The following is a 16,237-nucleotide window of genomic DNA, read 5'->3' as shown; positions in this document are numbered from 1 at the left end:
TCGGTTAATTGTTCGGTCGCCTGCTCGGTCAATAACTCGGTGACGTTGTCGGAGGATTGCTCGGTTGCGTCCTCGGAAAAGTATTCGGTGACGTCGTCGGAAAAGTAATCGGTGACGTTGTCGGAGGATTGCTCGGTTGCGTCCTCGGTAAAGTATTCGGTGACGTCGTCGGTCAACCGCTCGGCCGCGTTATCGGTAACGAATTCGGTCACTTCTCCTGTCGCCAGATCCGTCGCATCTTCTAGTACGACTTCAGTTTCTTGCTCGATCGTTTCCGTGTAGAAGAAGGCAGCCGGCTCCAGGTCCGCTTCCGGCTCGCTATCCACGGCCTCTTCGTGTCCCTCAGGCTCGACGACGGGCGCCGGTTCTACATCATTAATGCTCGAACCGGCGATCGAGAACATCTGCATCGCATGCTCCAGGCCTTTGATGATCGCCGGGCTGTTGGGCATGAGGAAGGCGGCCTGTTGCCACGTCGACATCGCATCCCGCCAGCGGGCTTCGGACGCGTACGCCTGGGCTAGCAGGACGTAGGCCGTCACGTGCCCCGGCGTGATCTGCACGAGATGTTCGAGCATCGGGATGGCCTCGTCGGCTTTCCCCTCGCGCAAAAAGGCGAGCGGCTCTTTTATGTCGAAAACGGGCATGGCTTCACACACGCATGGGCGCGTAGTACGGGAGTGCTGACAAACGCCTGGAAACGAGCCAGGGTTCGATCTTAAAATACTATTTGTGAACCGCAGCGCCAAGTGGGGCGATTGATGGCCGCCGGGTCCGTTGTTTTGCACGCAGGTTATAGACGGCCACCAGGCCGAATCCGAGCGCAAACATCGATTGAAACGGCACGGCGGCCCACTCGCCGTAGGCGGCTATCGCCCCCAGGCCGGCCAGGCTGTACACGGCCAGGGCGGCCTCGGCGACGCGCCAGATGGACATTCGCGGGGAAGGATCCGCGCCGACGCCGCCTTTGGGGGTTCGCACGAACTCCGTGCGCCGGCCGGACAGCCCTTGCGCCAGGGCACGTGTGTTGTTGATGGCCAACCCGATGGAGCCGGCCATAAATAGCGGGAAGAAGGCGGCGCGGCGGGGCCAATCCGGGTACAGGGCGCGCTGTGCGTAGAGTTGCGCGAGGAAGAAACCAGCGAATCCGATGAGCCCGAACCCGAGGAAGGCGAAATAGATGGGCCCCGGGCCGTCGTAGCCGAGGTGCGAAAGCAACAGGAGCGGCGCGTGCAGCAGGGCGGCGGTGAGGATGCAGGGGAAGACGAAGTGAGCGGTGAGTTGGAAAGTCCCTTCGACCTTCACGCCGACACGTTCGGATGAGCGCCATAGCCGGCCGAGCAGCTTGCGCGACGCCTCCGCGGCGCCCTTGGTCCACCGGAACTGCTGGGTGCGGAGCGCATCGATTTCGGTTGGGAGCTCAGCTGGCACCTCGACATCCTCGACGAACAGAAATCGCCACCCCTTGAGCTGGGCGCGGTAGCTGAGGTCGAGGTCTTCGGCCAGCGTGTCGCTCTCCCAGTCTCCGCCATCCTCGATGCAGGCGCGTCGCCAGATGCCGGCGGTGCCGTTGAAGTTCATGAAGTAGCCGGCCCGGTTGCGTGCGAACTGCTCAAGCGCGAAATGGGCGTCCAGGCCAAACGCCTGGATGCGGGTGAGGAGCGACTCGTCCGCGTTGAGGTGGCCCCAGCGGGCCTGCACCATTCCGATCTTCTTCGGGCCAATATCTTCCGGGCCAATATCTTGCGGGCCGGCGCCGAATGACGGCAGCAAGCGCACGAGAAAATCGGGGTGAGGGAGGAAGTCGGCGTCGAAGATGGCGATGAACTCGCCGCGGGCCAGGCGGAGGCCGTTTTTCAGGGCGCCGGCCTTGTAGCCGGCCCGGTCGGCCCGGTGGATGAGGACGATGTCGACCCCGCGCTGCCGCCAGAAGTCGACCCGGCGGGTGACGATGCCGGTCGTGTCGTCGGTACTGTCGTCCAGCACCTGGATTTCCAGGTGGGATTTCGGGTAGTCGAGCGACGCACACGCATCGATCAGGCGCTCGGCGACGAGGGGTTCGTTATATAGCGGGAGCTGGACGGTCACGACCGGCGTCGGGCCGGTGAGGGGAGGCACTCCATCCACCGGCGGCACCGGGCCCTCGCGCAGCCGGTCGTGGCGCGCGAACGTCACCGCCAGCCAGAGCAGGTTCGCTCCGTACACGGTCATGACGGCGGTGGCAAGCGCGTAGAGGACGGGTAGCAAAGGGTTGGCAGGTTTACAGGTTGGCAGGTTGGCAAGTTATTTCAGTCAACACAACCTGCCAACCTGCAACCTGCCAACCTGCCAACCAACATCACCAGTTCGACGTGGCGGCGGTGAAGATGTCGTCGGCGAGGTTCTGGAGGGCGGCTATGGCGGCGACTTCCTCGTCGTCGAGGTTGACGGGGTCGTACTCCTCGAAGCTGGTGAAGGAGCGCCGGAGGAGCTCTTTTTCGTCCGCGCCCGAGCGGTCGATGTAAACGACGGCGGAGGTAAGGCTGACGCGGTTGAGGGCGGCGCGTTCTTCACCGCTGACGGCGGAGGGAGCGTTGGTGTAGCGCTGGAGTTCGACGGTCAGCACGGCATCCGCTTCGTCTTCGTTTTCGACCAGCGACAGGCGCGTCTGCCGTACGAAGCGGTTGATCAGCAACTCCGTCATCTGATCACCCAGCGTGGGGAACGTGTTAAGGCTGTTATCGACCACTTGCGGGATGGCGATCGTCTGGATGTTCTCGGGAATGGAGGCGCCGGTGAAGCTGTAAAAACCACAACCGGCGAAGGAAAGGCAAAAGGTAAAAGGTAAAAGGTAAAACGGGAAATGGTAAAACGGGGGAACGGGAAACGGGAAACGGGAAACGGGAGACGGGAAACGGGAAACGGGAGACGGATCTTTATAGGTCACTTTTTCCTTGTTCCTTTTTCCTTGTTCCTTGTTCCTTGTCCTACTCTTCTTCATCGATCTCCTTTAGCTTGCGGTACAGGGTCCGTTCGCTGATGCCCAGCGCGCGCGCGGTTTGCCGGCGGTTGCCCTTGTAGTATTTCAGCGCCTCAGCGATTAGCGTTTGCTCGGCGGATTCGAGGGTCGGAAAAACCGGATCGTCGACTTCGACCTCCCCGTTCGGCTCCTCCATCGGGCGGGGGGCGCCGCTGCCAAGGAGCGGCCGGCCGTGCACAAGGGTTGGCTCCAGTTCGTAGGTCACCTCTTCGGCCATCGACGAAAACGTGTCATCGCCGGCGCCGTCGCGAACAATGACCAGCGGGCCGTTTGTTTGTTCGTACTCGGCCGTTTCCATCGATTCGGCGCTTTTGGGGACCCGCACACCCTGCGTCAGACGCCCGATGTGCTCTTTCAGATCGCGAATCTCCAACCGCAATTCCAGCAGGGCGCGATAAATCAACTCGCGGCCGCGGTCGTCGCCCTCGCTTTCCACCCGGCTCGCGGTACGGAGAGACGGGACGATCTCGCTCGACGCCCCGGACACGGTCACGCCGCGCAAGAACGAGCGGATGTCCTCCACGCCCAACAGGTCCCGGTTGATGAGGACGATGACCTGTTCGGCCAGGTTGCGCAATTCGCGGACGTTGCCGGGCCAGCGGTACCGCAACAACATGCGACGTGCCTCCTCGTCCAGCCGGCGCATGGGGGAGTTGTACTTCCTGGCGAACTGGTGGAGGTAGCTCTCGAAGATGGGCAGGATGTCTTCCTGGCGATCCCGCAGCGGGGGGATCTGGATGATGATCGTGCTGATCCGGTAGTAGAGGTCCTCCCGAAAGCGGCCGGCCTGGACCTCCTTGCCGAGGTCTTTGTTGGTCGCGGCGATCACCCGGGCATCCGACTTCATCACCGTCGATGACCCCACTCGGGAAAACTCGCCCGTCTCAAGCACGCGCAGTAGCCGCACCTGGGCCGCCAGCGGCATCTCGCCGATTTCGTCCAGGAAGATGCTCCCTCCGTCCGCCTCCTCGAAATGGCCGCTCCGTCGGTCGGTGGCGCCGGTGTAGGCCCCTTTTTCAGCGCCAAACAGCTCGGATTCGATGAGACCTTCGGGGATGGCGCCGCAGTTGACGATGACCAGCGCTTTATGCCGGCGCGTGCCCATCTCGTGGATCGCCCTGGCGATTACCTCTTTCCCCACGCCGCTTTCGCCCTGGATCAAGACGTTCACCTCCGTTCGCGCGACCAGCCGCATCTGGTCGATCACGTGGCGGATTGCGGCCGACGTGCCGACGATACCGAATCGTTCTTGAACGGATTCTCTATCCATGGTCTCTAGGCAAGGTCTCTAGGCAATGGCGCCAAACAGGGTGGCCGATGTGCAGCCGGTGATGATGACCTCGGCATAGTCGCCCGGCGCGAGGCCGGCGCGGTCGAAGATCACCATCTTGTTGGTATCCGTGCGCCCGCACAGCTGGTTCGCGTCGCGTTTGCTCGGGCCCTCGACGAGGACGGTGTGCCGGCGCCCGACCTCGGCCTGGTTACTGACCAGCGACAGTCGGTTCTGCACCTCGATGATCTCCCCGAGCCGGCGCTTCTTGACGTCGATCGGGATGTCGTCGGTGTATTTACGCGCCGCGTAGGTATCCGGCCGCTCGGAGTAGATGAACATGAAGGCGCTGTCGTAGCCCACGTGTTCCATCAGGCTGAGCGTGTCCCGGTGCTCGGCCTCGGTCTCGCCGCAGAAGCCGGCGATGATGTCCGTCGAAAACGACACGCCCGGCACGATGGCGCGGGCGCGGTCGATGAGGGCCAGGTACTCGTCCCGCGTGTAGGTGCGGCGCATGCGGGCCAGCACCTCGGTGTTGCCGTGCTGGACGGGCAGGTGGATGAAGTTGCAGACGTTCGCGCGCTCGCGGTGGACGTGCAGCAGCTCGTCGGAGCAGTCTTTGGGGTGGCTCGTCGAGTAGCGGATCCGCAGATCCGGCGACAGGAGGCTGATGCGGTAGAGTAATTCAGCGAACGAGACGCCGCCGCCGGTGTCGTCCGCTCGGTAGGAATTGACGTTCTGACCGAGCACCGTCACCTCCCTGAAGCCCTGATCGACGAGCTGCTTACACTCGTCGAGGATGCTTGTCGCCGGCCGGCTGCGCTCGCGCCCGCGGGTGAAGGGCACTACGCAGAACGAACACATGTTGTCGCATCCGCGCATGATGGACACAAAGGCCGAAATGCCGTTCGAGTCATAACGCACAGGGTTGATGTCCGCGTACGTCTCCTCGCGGGAGAGTTGGACGTTGACGGCGGCCTGGCCGCTTTCCCGGGAGGCGTTCAGAAGGTTGGGCAGATCCCGGTACGCGTCGGGGCCGACGACGAGGTCGACGAGCTGCTCTTCGTCCAGCAGCTTGTGCCGCAGCCGCTCGGCCATGCACCCGAGGACGCCCAGCGTCAGGCCACGCCGGCCGCGGCGTTTTTCGGACCGGAAGGTGGCGAGCCGCTGCCGCACCTTCTGCTCGGCGTTGTCGCGGATGGCGCAGGTGTTGATGAGCACGACATCGGCCTCGTCGGCATTCCGGGTGAGGCCAAACCCCTGCTCACGGAGCACGGAGGCGACGATCTCGGAGTCCGACACGTTCATCTGGCAGCCGTACGTCTCCAGATACACCAGCCGGGCGCCGGGCGCTTCCAGGCCGGCGGCGCGGGGGGCGTCCAGATCGTCGAGAATGCCGATGTCGGAAATGGGGTTCATGGTGCGGGTAATTGGGAATGATGCCAACTTGTCAGACCATGATATTCAACTCATCGTCTCGGGATCCCTTCCTCGGTGTTCGAGGAACCGGACGATGTATTTTCCGATCATGTCGAACTCGAGATTGACCCGCGCGCCGGGCGTCCACGCCGGCACGTTGGCGTGGGCCAGGGTATGGGGGATGATGGCGACGGTGAGGGTGTCGCGCTCCAGCCGCGCGATAGTGAGGCTGATCCCGTCGATCGCGACGGAGCCCTGCGGCACGAGGTAGCCGGCGTACTCCGGTGCAAACCGGATCCGGTAGAGGCGGTTGGTGACCTCTTCGACGACCTCTTCCACGACGCCGGTCGCGTCCACATGGCCCTGCACGAAATGCCCGTCCATCCGGCCGTCCATCCGCATGGCGCGTTCGAGGTTGACCCGCAGGCCGGCGGTGAAGTCGCCGAGGGTGGTCTTGCGGAGGGATTCCTCGACGACGACGACGTCGAATGAAAGGCCGTCGACCTGAACCACCGTCATACACGCCCCGTTGATGGCCACGCTTTCGTCCGGCCGGAGCTGCGGGGCAAACGACGCCTCGACATGCAGACGCCGCCCCCCGCCCAGGTCTTCCACGCCGGCGATCCGGCCGACTTCTTCGATAATGCCCGTAAACATGGTTGCGGAACCGCTGATGAATGAAACGGCCCCTTTAACCCTGGAAGAGGGATTCGAGTTCGACGTGGAATCCCGACAGGCATCGGGAGGTGGCGGCTTCCGCGCCGGCGGACCGCTGGAGGAGCACAAACCCCTCGTGCCCACGCTCGAATACCTCTACCGATTGCTCGATCGGGTCGACCACCCAGTATTCCACCACCCCGTGCCGCTCGTAGGCCGTTTTTTTCTGGTGGAGATCGTAGTAGGCGGTCGACGGGGAGAGGATCTCGACCACCAGGTCGGGGGCGCCCCGTATGAGCCGGGGTTCGACGATGGCGAGCCCGCCGGCCCGGACGACGACCAGATCCGGCTGGTAGACATCGGTGTCGGAGAGGTAGACATCGATGGGTGCGATGAAGGCCGTTCCCTGTCCTGAGTCCTCACAAAAGCGATGGATGCGGGAGGCGAGACGGAGTAGAAGCGTCTGATGATAGGTGGATGGCGATGGCGACACGACGAGTTGTCCGTCTATGAGTTGATAAGGCGCCCCCTCGGGGAGAAGGGCGAAGTCCTCATAGGTATAAGACGTATCGGGCGGCATGCGCGTACCGGGCGAGATCCAGATTTCATGTGACGACGTCACAACCGGCGATACCCGAGGAACAGCATATCCTCACCCGACGGTTCCCAGTGGTACTCCGAGAACCGGATGGCGTCGGTCATGCGCGGGATGCCGGGGAGCGCGAACGAGGGCGCCCCGTCGCCGATAATTTTTGGGGCGATGAAGACGGCCAGGCGATCCACCAGGTCCTGCTCCAGGAGCGCCGATGCGAGTCCGGGGCCGGCTTCCACGAGGACCGTGTTCATCCGCCGGCCGCCGGGTCCGCCTTCCGATCCCAGCCGGTCCAGCACGGTACGGAGATCCAGATGCCCCGCCGCCTCATCCACGACCACGAGTCGTCCGCCGGCGGCCCTCAGCGCGGCGGCGTAGGCCGGCCGGGCGCCGGGGCCGATGACGGCGACGGTCGATGCCACGTGTGCATCCGTGAACAGCTGCAGCGAGGGGGGCAACGATCCGGTGCGGTCGAGCACGACACGGACAGGCTGCCGGCCGGATACGTGGCGGACGGTGAGCGCCGGATCGTCGGCTGCCGCGGTTCCCGCGCCGACGAGCACCGCATCCAACTCGGCGCGCCAGCGGTGCACCAGCGCGCGCGACGTCTCCCCGCTCACCCAGCACGCATCGCCCGACGCGGCGGCGATGCGGCCGTCGAGTGTTTGCGCGATTTTGAGGGTCACGAGCGGCCGGCCGGTCTGCACCCGGTGCACAAATGCCTCGTTGAACTGCCGGCACTCCGCTTCCAAGACCCCCAGGCAGACCGACACCCCGTGGGACCGGAGGCGCGCGATGCCACTGCCGGAGACGGCCGGAAACGGGTCGATCATTCCCACGATCACCCGCTGGATACGTTTCTCCAGGATGATGTCCGTGCACGGAGGGGTTTTGCCATGGTGGTTGCAGGGCTCGAGGTTGACGTACAATGTCGCATCCTCGAACGATCGCCCGGGGTGAGCGCGTTCGGCGTCGGAAAGGGCATTGCGCTCGGCGTGCGCCTCGCCGAAGCGCTCGTGCCATCCCTCGCCGAGCACTTCACGGGCCGGGCCCACCAGAACGGAGCCGACCATCGGATTCGGACTCGCCCGCCCGGCTCCGCGCGCCGCCAGCTCGAGGCAGCGCCGCATCCAGCGTTCATCGGATGTGAGGTCGGACGACAATGTATCTGGGATTAAAAATTAAAGATCGAAGTGATTAAAGGAGTAATCGACAAAAAGCGCAGATGGTAGACTACACGCCGGCCTGTGTTCCAAATCCCTCGAATCTTTCATCTGTGATTTTTAATCGCTGGAGCGTTTTGCTACAGCGGAAGGATCACCCGCATCCGGGGCTCGACGCGCCGGCGGCGTTTGAGGCCGGTAGGGATGCCGCGGTCGAAGACGGGCTCGTAGCTGTGGCGAAAGCCGAAGCCGAGCATGATGTACTTGAAGAACTGGTAAGCGCCGTCGAAGCGGAGCAACGTGATGTTGCGCCCGGTGCTCGTCTGAGCCTGGAGCGGCTGGGCGCGTACCTGGTCGAACGAGAAGCGGACGAATACGGGCAGGTCCTTTGATTTTACCCGTGCGTCCAGGTGAAACCAGCCGTTGTTGTCTTGATTCCAGATGTACTCGTAGCTCCAGGTGAACTGGAGCGCTCGTTGGAAACGCCAGGACATGGAGAGGTAGGTGCCAAGGCGGGCTCGATCGTACGAGAGGAGCAAATTCTGCTTGGTATTGAGGGCATCGATGGTTTCGCCGTCGGCATCGAGCCCGACGCGGCGAAAACGTTCAACCTCGTACAGGGCGTTGAAGTAGCTGGCCAGGTACTGCTTTCCGAGCAGCCGCTGTTCGAGCTGCGCGGAGAGGCGCAGGTCGTTCTCGAGCATCCAATCTCCCAGAACCCCTACCGATACCCCACGCCCGTAGTTGAGAATCTGGGCCAGCTCGAGGTAGGCGAGTGTCTGGGAGGTTTCGGTGGTCAGCATCGGCAGGCCGAAGTCCACGCCGACCATGGCGATCCGCGAGGCACGTTCACCGACCGGGGTGTCGAGCACGTCGGGGCGTTGGAGGGACGGGTCGGTGAGAAAGGGGAAGCCGGGGAGGTCAGGATTGACGAGCGTGCCCTGCCGGCTGATGTCGCCGGCCAGGCTGACGCCCACGTCGAGGAACTGCCAGCGATGGGAGGGGTCCGCGAAAAAAGGTTTATAAGAGCCCCTGAGGCCGTACACCTCGGCGGCGAGGAGGTTGGAGTAAACGGCTTCGGCCTGAAAATTACCCAGGCGGTAGTACCCTTCCAGGCCGCGCTTCTGGTTGTCGAGGCTGGTGGAGTTGCGGAAGAAGTTGATGAACTGTCCGTAGCCCAGCGTGGCGTCTTCGAGTTCGCCGAATCGTGCGTAGCGGTCGCCTTCGCGTTTTTCGGCGTACTGGATGTAGCGAATGATGCTGAGGAAGTCGCTGAATGTGTCGTAATCCTCCTTTCGTGTTCCTCCCCCCTTCAGGTTGTAGTGGAGCTTGAGGAGGAGGCCGGCGCTGTAGAGGCCGTAGGAGAACTCGGGCAGGAGGGCCGTGGCAAAATAGGGGTTGCGCTTGCCGTCCGCGTTCTCGATGCGGCTGATGCCGACGTCGAAGTCCGTATCGTACCCGAATTCCGGATCGACCAGGCGGGTGGAGTCGACTTCCGAATCAGACGGGATGAAGTGCGTGATTTGCCCTGCCGCCGGCGCTACTGTAGGCGCCACGGCGAGCACGATCCCATACAGCATGAAAAAGAAATGCCTCATGAAGGGTAACGGATAGGGTAGAATCCACACACCTCACGACGCCAGCCCCACCGTTCCGACGTCCCGGTTGACCCGCTGGCGGAGCTCGCCGAGGCGTGTTTCGATGGCCTTTTTTTCGGCGGCGACTTCATCTACCAGCCGGCGTTCGTGATGTACAAACGCGCTGTACGGCCGGATGGTCTCATGGACCCGTTCGAGGGAAGTCTCGACTTCCTGGCCGAGTTGCTCGTCGAGGGCGTGGCGCACATCCTTGCGGAGGGCCTCCACCCGTTGCCGAAACTCGTCGATCGCGCGGCGTTTCTGGCGCGGGAGGAAGATGAGGCCGACGACGGCAAGCACGCCGGCGGCGATGAAGCCTCCCGTCACGTCGAGCGCCGTGGCGCTGATGACGATCGTCGTGAGCGCGCCGATGCCCACGGCCACGGCCTCGGCGCCGACGAACATCTGGGCGGCGTTGCGGGCGTTTTCGAGGATGCGCCGGGCCTCTTCACGCAGGTTATAGAGTTCGATCTTGCGGCCGGCCTCGCGCATGATGCCATGGAACAGCTCTTCGCGGTTGTAGAAAAAGGCGCCCCGCTGGGAGTTCGTGGGCCCGGCAACGCGGCGGACGCGGTCGGCGAATTCGTTGAGCGTCTGGTTCCAGAGGTTGAGCGCCTGTTTGAGGAGGGCGTCGACGGCCTGGGTGACCTGGGCTTCGATCTGCTGGTCGGTGTCCTGGATGACCTGCCGGCCGAACTCCTCCTTGAACAGGTCGCGATTTTTCAGCATCCCGATTTTGGAGATGCGGATCGTGTCTTCCAGGAACTGGACGCCGCGTTTTTCCATCTGGAGGAAGAGGTTGTCCACTTCCGTGAGCCGGCGGGTGTAGCCCTCGGTGAGTTCGGAGCGCGCGGCGGCCATGTGCTGATCGAGCTGCGCGAGGTTGGCTTCGTCTTCCCCCAACACCTGAGCGCGGGCGGTCATCCGGGCGCCGAGGTGTTCGAGCAGGCGCTGGCCGGCGTCGAGCGGGGCGTTGAACTTGAGGGCCATGCGCTCAGTGTCGGTGAGGATCTCGTCGATAAACGCCTCGAAGGCCCCGTAGCGGCTTCTGGCCCACCGCTCGTCGCGCTCGGGGCCCGTTGGCAGCTGTTTCGCCTCGTACGCCAGCTCGGCGCTGACGGGGAAGATGGGCGGGGAGAAATGCAGGACATCTCGGCAGCCGGCAGCGACATGTTCGAGCACTTGCTGGAGCATCGCCTCGGTGCGGGCGAGGTCCACTTTATTGACCACGAACACCAGGCGCTTGCCCCAGGCATCCCGGATGAAGGACAGGAAAGCGCGCTCCGACTCGGACAACGGGCGGTCGTAAGACGTGACAAACAGCACGAGGTCCGCCCGGGGGATGAAGTTTTCCGTGATCGTTTCGTGCTCGCGGACGATCGAGTTGGTGCCGGGCGTATCCACCAGGTTCATGCTGCGGAGCAGCGGCGACGGGTGCCGGCGCTCGACCAGGAACTCGGAAACCTGGCGGTCCATCCGAGCCTCCCCGTGGCGGATGACCGTCACCTTCGCGGTGGTGGGGATCGGCCCCTCCTCCATGATTTTCTCGCCGAAGAGGGCATTGATCACGCTGGACTTCCCGGCGTTGAACTCGCCCACGACCACGAGAAGGAACAACGCGTCGAGGTTGTCGACGATATCGTCCAGCCGGCGGAGCGTCTGCGCCTCCTCCTCGGTGCGCCCCAACAGGCTCCTAAGACGAACCAGTGCCTCCCGCTCGTCGGTGAGCAGTGCGGTGTAACGGGGGTCGGTGTAGGTTGGCATGGGGATGGTTGCAGGTTGCAGGTTGGCAGGTCTGTCCTGAGGGACGGCGGCGTTAGCCGACGGACTCGAAGGATTGCAGGTTGGAGATGGTCAACCTGTAACCTCCCCGAATATACAGCAACACCGAGTAGCCGGAACGAAATCAACGTACTCCGGTAGCTTCTCGACGAGTCCGGGGCCTTTCGTGCCATCGATTTCTACTGACCCCAATCCATGGATAGCGACCCCAATACGCGCGGCCTGGGCCGGACGACGCCGGCCGACTACGATTCTGAGCCGACCTTTTTTATCGAGATCTCGACGGCCGAGTTGAATCGGTTGCTCGAGGAGCACCGCGCGTGGGTGGATTCGGCCGGGAAGCTGGGCCGGCGGGCAAATCTGGAGCGGGCGAACCTGGGCGGGCTCGATCTCCACGGCGTCAATCTTTCCGAAGCCAATCTCTACCAGGCCAATCTCTCCAAGGCCAATCTACAGGGCGCTAGCCTGTCGAAGGCGAATCTCCAGGGCAGTCTACTCGGCGGCGCCAACCTGCAGAAGGCGAGTTTGTGGGAAACCGAGTTGCAGGGCGCGCGGCTGTCGCTGGCGAATTTGCAGGGTGCGAATCTGACGCAGGCCAATCTCTTCCGCGCGAACCTGCGGGAGGCAAGCCTCCAGAAGGCGAACATGAGCCGGGCGAATCTACAGGAAGCCCGGTTGTCGCTGGCGAACATGCAGGGCACAAACCTGGGCCGGGCGAACCTTCACAACGCGATCCTCACCCACGCCGTGTTGCACGAGGCCAACTTGCAGGAGGCGAATGTGCTTGGGGCGCGGGGGTTGCAGATCAACCAGCTACGCGGGGCGAACGTGTCGGGCGCGGAGCTGCCGGAAGGGATTGAGAAGCTGGACTGGCTGGACCACGTGGAGTCCGCCTCGCGCAAGGCGAGCCAGCTTTACCTGGGCATGCTGGCGTGTTGCCTGTACACCTGGCTGGGGGTGGTTTCGACGCAAGACATCCACCTGGTCACGCGGACGGCGTCTGCGCCGCTGCCCGTGCTGGGGACGCTGATCCCGATCTCTGGCTTCTACCTGATCGGCCCACTCGCGGTGTTTCTGTTGTTCGTGTTTTTCCACCTGTACATCCAGCGGCTGTGGGAGGACCTGGCCCTGTTCCCGGCCGTCTTCCCGGATGGGAAATCGGTCGACAAGAAGGTGTTTCCCTGGCTCATGAACGGTCTCATCCGTTCGCACATCCCGCAGTTGGAAGATATCCCCATCCCGTTTTACCGGCTCCAGCGGGGCGTGCTGTTGTTTACGGCCTGGGCGGTGGTGCCGTTGACGCTGCTGTATTTCATGTGGGGATATCTTCCCCGGCATCACGGGCCGTTCACGGCGTATCATCTCCTGCTGTTCGCGGCGAGCATCTGGCTGGGCATTGCGTTCTACAAAACGGGCGCAACGACCTTACGGGGGCTGAAGCCGCGGCCGTTTCTGTGGGAAGAGGCCCGGCAGGACCAGCGCACGCGGCAGGCGGTCGTGGTTCTGGCGTGTTGCGGACTGGCCTGGGGTCTGCTGTTTTATGGCCCGGTTGAACTCCCGTCGGTCCAGCTCGCGTCGGCCGATTTGCGCGGCCAGAATCTGCGCGGGATGAGCCTCGAACGGGCGAATCTGGATGGCGCCGACCTGCGCGGCGCGCGCCTGCAGGCGGCGCATCTGGAGCGGGCGACGCTGTTTTCGGCGCAGCTGGATAACGCGGATCTCACGGCGACCAATTTGCAGGGGGCGGATCTGAAAGGTGCTACGTTGATGGGCGCGATCCTCCTTCGGGCCAATTTGGATCGGGCCGATCTGCGTGGTGCGAACCTGGATGGCGTCAACCTGGAGGGCGCGAGCCTCACCGGCGCCAATCTGTCGCGCGCGAACCTGCGGGATGTGGAGGGGGCGACGGCGGTCGAACTCTGTAAGGCCCGCTCGATGCTGGGCGCTCAGATGGACGCGGCGCTCGTGGGCCAGGTGACGACGGCCTGCGTGGAGGTGCTCATGGGTGGCCAGGAGCCGGGGAACTAGACGCTTTACGTGACGCCGTTGAATGCCTGGCACACCGGCAATCGCTGAATCTCCCACGAAGATTTTCCCCCTAGGAACCGCACCCCAATGAGTGCATTTCAGCACCCTGTGCAAAATAAGAAGGAAGGCACCCATTTTGCCCTTTTCACTTTGCCTTTTGCACTTACTCCGCTGCCCTGTAGCTCAACTGGCAGAGCGCCTGACTCTGGATCAGGAGGTTAGAGGTTCGAGCCCTCTCAGGGCAACCCGAGGCCGGTCTTCCGCGTGGAGGCCGGCCTTTGTTGTGGTTCGGAGGGGCCGCCCGTCCGGTCCGTTCGGAGGCGGAAGCTGAATCCGCTGCGCTGGGAGGAGAAGGTTGCAAAAGGCACCTAATCAACCTTCTTGTTCATGTCGAGATGCCGCGCATGCCGCGCCAGCGCCGCCAGCGCCCCGCCGGCCTCCTCACACGCGGCGCGGTCCCCGACGATGTGCAACGCCGCGCGGGCGCGGGTTACAGCGACATTCAGGAGCGACTCCGTGGTGGCCGCCCAGTCCCGCGCGCCGGCGCGGATGCCATCCGCCACGACAGGCGAAAACACGACGATGTCGCACTCATCCCCCTGGAACGTATGTGACGTGCCCACGCGCAGCCGGCGGTCCGCGACGTCGTACCAGGGGGCGTCGCGTACTTTCGACTTCAGCCTGTCCGTCTGCGCCCGGAACGGGGTAACGATGCCGATGCTCACGTCGGCGCCGGCGGTGGTCATCAGCATCCCCACATACCCCATCACGGCGTCGATCTCGTCGAGGTTGTAGGCGCTCCGCGTTGACGGCGGGACGTTCCCACGAATATCCAACCAGAACACGCCGGGTTCGACACCCGGCAGCCGGCGACCCATGGCCTCCAGATCCGTCCGGATCGTCAGCCGGCCGCCGTAGAACTGGGTGTTGGAGAAGGAGATGATGTCCGGGTGGCTGCGGTAGTGCTCTTCCAGAAACAGCGGCTCCCGCCGGCCAGCCCGCTCGAAGGCACGGGCCGCCACGTCGAACAGCGAGTGGGTCACGTACGACCACTCCGGCAGCAGCCCCTCGCTCGTCGCGAGGGCGGCCTCGACGGTTTCATCGATGCCGGCAATGTGCCGGAATTGGTGAGGATCGCCGATGATCGTCGCCCGCTTCGCCCGGTAGAGGAGCGGCGCCGCGGAGGCAATGTCGCACTGGCTGGCCTCGTCGATCACCACATGGTCGAACTGCGCGGCGCGGAGCGGCACGGCGTTGCGGACGGAGAGGGCCGTGGTGATCCATATGGGAAAAAAACCGGCCAGGGTGCGCTGCGCCGCGGCGAGGCGGTCGAGCGACTGGATGAAGGCGCTCCCCCGCCCGCCCACTTCGCGCAGCGCCTCGCGGTAGTCCTTCAGCGCGCGGCGGACGGTGGCGGCGTTGCGGTAGAGCCGCTCGGCCCAGACGACCCGGCAGAGCTGGCGTGTGGCGTCGGCCAGTTCGTCCTTCAGGGCGCGCCGTTTCGCCTCACGGGTGGCCGCCGTTTTCGGGGTAGGCGGCCGGGCGTCGTGGGTGGCGATTTTTTTCTGGATGCGCGCGAGTCGTTGCCGGGCCTTTTTTCCATCGTTCGGCGGGCCGGCCTCCATCAGCCGGCCGAGGCGCTCCTGGATCTCGGGCGCCATCGCGTCCATCGCCTCGCGGTTGCCGACGCGCAGGCTGAAGTCCATCTCCTCCCCCAGCGCCTCGCGAAGCCGCTGGCGGACGACATCCACCGCCTGATTATTTTTGCTCGCGAAGAGGATCGGCTGGCCGGAGAGAATGGAGGCGGCGAGGAGATCGACCACGACCTGCGACTTCCCTGTGCCTGGCGGGCCGGTGATGACGGTGAGCGGGTGACGGAGCGAGGCCCCGGCGGCCGTCTCCTGGGAAGGATTCAGGGGGATGAGCTCGGTGACGGCCGGCGCCTCGTCGGTTTTGTCTGTCGCGACGGCAGCCTTTTCCCAGAGCAACCCCAGCGCCGTCCCGCCGGCTTCGCCATACACCGACGCATACCGGGCCATGGCGGCGAGGTCCTGCCGGAGGTTGTACGTGTAGGGCCCGCGCGCGTCGCGGAGGAAGACGGGGGTACGAATCCACCGCGGCCCGCCGTCGGTGGGGAGGGGCTCGATGGCGCGCTCGGCGACATCGAATCGGGGCGATCGGGCGTGCTCCATGGCGGCGGATAGGCGGGCGGTGAACGAGGGGAAGTCCTCGTTTTCAAGCTCGCGCTGGATCTCGTCCAGTTCCTCGCCACTGAAGGCCCCGAAGAGGTAGCGGTTGAGGATGACGCGGTCCGACCGGTGGAGCAGGTACGACCGCTCGGGCCCCCGGCCGCCGAGGTCCTCCACGAGTACCGGGAGGATAAAAAGCGGCGAGAGGCGGTCCTTGCCATCGAACCAGAGCGGGTAGCCGTAAAACCCCGTATCGGCCCCGCGGGCGTCGGCGGTGCCTTTGGTGAGGAAGGCGCGTTCGGCGTCGCCGGCGGGCCGGCAGAAGACCGAGTCGAGCCCCTGGTGCTGGAACGATTCGTTGCCCGACCACGGGGCGATGAACCGCCGGCCCTGGTCCTCAAGGCGGAGCTGGAGCGACCGCCGGTCCTCGGCCTCGACACAGGCGAGGTAATGGGCCGCGAGGCGCTGCGGAAGCGGGTCC

At 64.3% G+C, this 16,237-nt stretch carries 12 protein-coding genes and 1 tRNA gene; 2 read left to right on the top strand and 11 right to left on the bottom strand.

What is annotated here, in order from left to right; translation table 11 throughout:
- The 10 genes from SH809_20805 to SH809_20760 all read right to left on the bottom strand — a co-directional run.
- On the bottom strand, positions 1–647 hold a 647-nt coding region (locus SH809_20805; GenBank protein MDZ4702163.1), incomplete at its 3' end, for a tetratricopeptide repeat protein.
- Between the two features lie 79 nt (positions 648–726).
- Positions 727–2,247 (bottom strand): glycosyltransferase, encoded by a 1,521-nt coding sequence (locus tag SH809_20800; GenBank protein MDZ4702162.1) that lies wholly within the window; start codon positions 2,245–2,247, stop codon positions 727–729.
- Positions 2,248–2,338: 91 nt separating this feature from the next.
- On the bottom strand, positions 2,339–2,926 hold the full coding sequence (locus SH809_20795) for an LptE family protein (protein MDZ4702161.1): 588 nt from the start codon (positions 2,924–2,926) through the stop codon (positions 2,339–2,341).
- 40 nt (positions 2,927–2,966) lie between these two features.
- Positions 2,967–4,289, bottom strand: a complete 1,323-nt coding sequence (locus SH809_20790) for a sigma-54 dependent transcriptional regulator (protein ID MDZ4702160.1) — start codon at positions 4,287–4,289, stop codon at positions 2,967–2,969.
- A gap of 18 nt (positions 4,290–4,307) precedes the next feature.
- On the bottom strand, positions 4,308–5,708 hold the full coding sequence (gene miaB / locus SH809_20785) for a tRNA (N6-isopentenyl adenosine(37)-C2)-methylthiotransferase MiaB (GenBank protein MDZ4702159.1): 1,401 nt from the start codon (positions 5,706–5,708) through the stop codon (positions 4,308–4,310).
- Between the two features lie 45 nt (positions 5,709–5,753).
- Entirely contained in the window at positions 5,754–6,365 is a 612-nt protein-coding gene (locus tag SH809_20780) for a riboflavin synthase (protein MDZ4702158.1), read from the bottom strand.
- A gap of 34 nt (positions 6,366–6,399) precedes the next feature.
- Entirely contained in the window at positions 6,400–6,945 is a 546-nt protein-coding gene (locus tag SH809_20775; protein MDZ4702157.1) for a Uma2 family endonuclease, read from the bottom strand.
- 38 nt (positions 6,946–6,983) lie between these two features.
- Entirely contained in the window at positions 6,984–8,120 is a 1,137-nt protein-coding gene (gene ribD, locus SH809_20770) for a bifunctional diaminohydroxyphosphoribosylaminopyrimidine deaminase/5-amino-6-(5-phosphoribosylamino)uracil reductase RibD (protein ID MDZ4702156.1), read from the bottom strand.
- 140 nt (positions 8,121–8,260) lie between these two features.
- Complete coding sequence (locus tag SH809_20765) at positions 8,261–9,718, bottom strand: hypothetical protein (protein MDZ4702155.1); 1,458 nt, start codon at positions 9,716–9,718, stop codon at positions 8,261–8,263.
- Positions 9,719–9,751: 33 nt separating this feature from the next.
- Entirely contained in the window at positions 9,752–11,521 is a 1,770-nt protein-coding gene (locus SH809_20760) for a dynamin family protein (protein ID MDZ4702154.1), read from the bottom strand.
- Positions 11,522–11,734: 213 nt separating this feature from the next.
- Here SH809_20760 and SH809_20755 point away from each other — a divergent pair, with 213 nt between their 5' ends.
- Positions 11,735–13,567, top strand: coding sequence for a pentapeptide repeat-containing protein (locus tag SH809_20755; GenBank protein MDZ4702153.1), 1,833 nt, complete (start codon positions 11,735–11,737; stop codon positions 13,565–13,567).
- A 172-nt stretch (positions 13,568–13,739) separates the two neighbouring features.
- Positions 13,740–13,812 (top strand) — tRNA-Gln (locus tag SH809_20750).
- 123 nt (positions 13,813–13,935) lie between these two features.
- Here the strand turns inward: SH809_20750 and SH809_20745 are convergent.
- The coding region (locus SH809_20745; protein ID MDZ4702152.1) for a DEAD/DEAH box helicase at positions 13,936–16,237 on the bottom strand (2,302 nt) is incomplete at its 5' end.

The organism is Rhodothermales bacterium, assembly GCA_034439735.1.
In the GTDB taxonomy this organism is placed as follows: domain Bacteria; phylum Bacteroidota; class Rhodothermia; order Rhodothermales; family JAHQVL01; genus JAWKNW01.
Note: the sequence above shows the minus strand (reverse complement) of the source record. Positions and strands in the feature narration are given on the sequence as shown.

Coding starts and splice junctions, on each gene's coding strand:
- SH809_20790 (MDZ4702160.1), bottom strand. CDS start 4,289: ATGGATAGAGAATCCGTTCAAGAACGATTCGGTATCGTCGGCACGTCG.
- miaB (MDZ4702159.1), bottom strand. CDS start 5,708: ATGAACCCCATTTCCGACATCGGCATTCTCGACGATCTGGACGCCCCC.
- SH809_20780 (MDZ4702158.1), bottom strand. CDS start 6,365: ATGTTTACGGGCATTATCGAAGAAGTCGGCCGGATCGCCGGCGTGGAA.
- SH809_20775 (MDZ4702157.1), bottom strand. CDS start 6,945: ATGCCGCCCGATACGTCTTATACCTATGAGGACTTCGCCCTTCTCCCC.
- SH809_20765 (MDZ4702155.1), bottom strand. CDS start 9,718: ATGAGGCATTTCTTTTTCATGCTGTATGGGATCGTGCTCGCCGTGGCG.
- SH809_20760 (MDZ4702154.1), bottom strand. CDS start 11,521: ATGCCAACCTACACCGACCCCCGTTACACCGCACTGCTCACCGACGAG.
- SH809_20755 (MDZ4702153.1), top strand. CDS start 11,735: ATGGATAGCGACCCCAATACGCGCGGCCTGGGCCGGACGACGCCGGCC.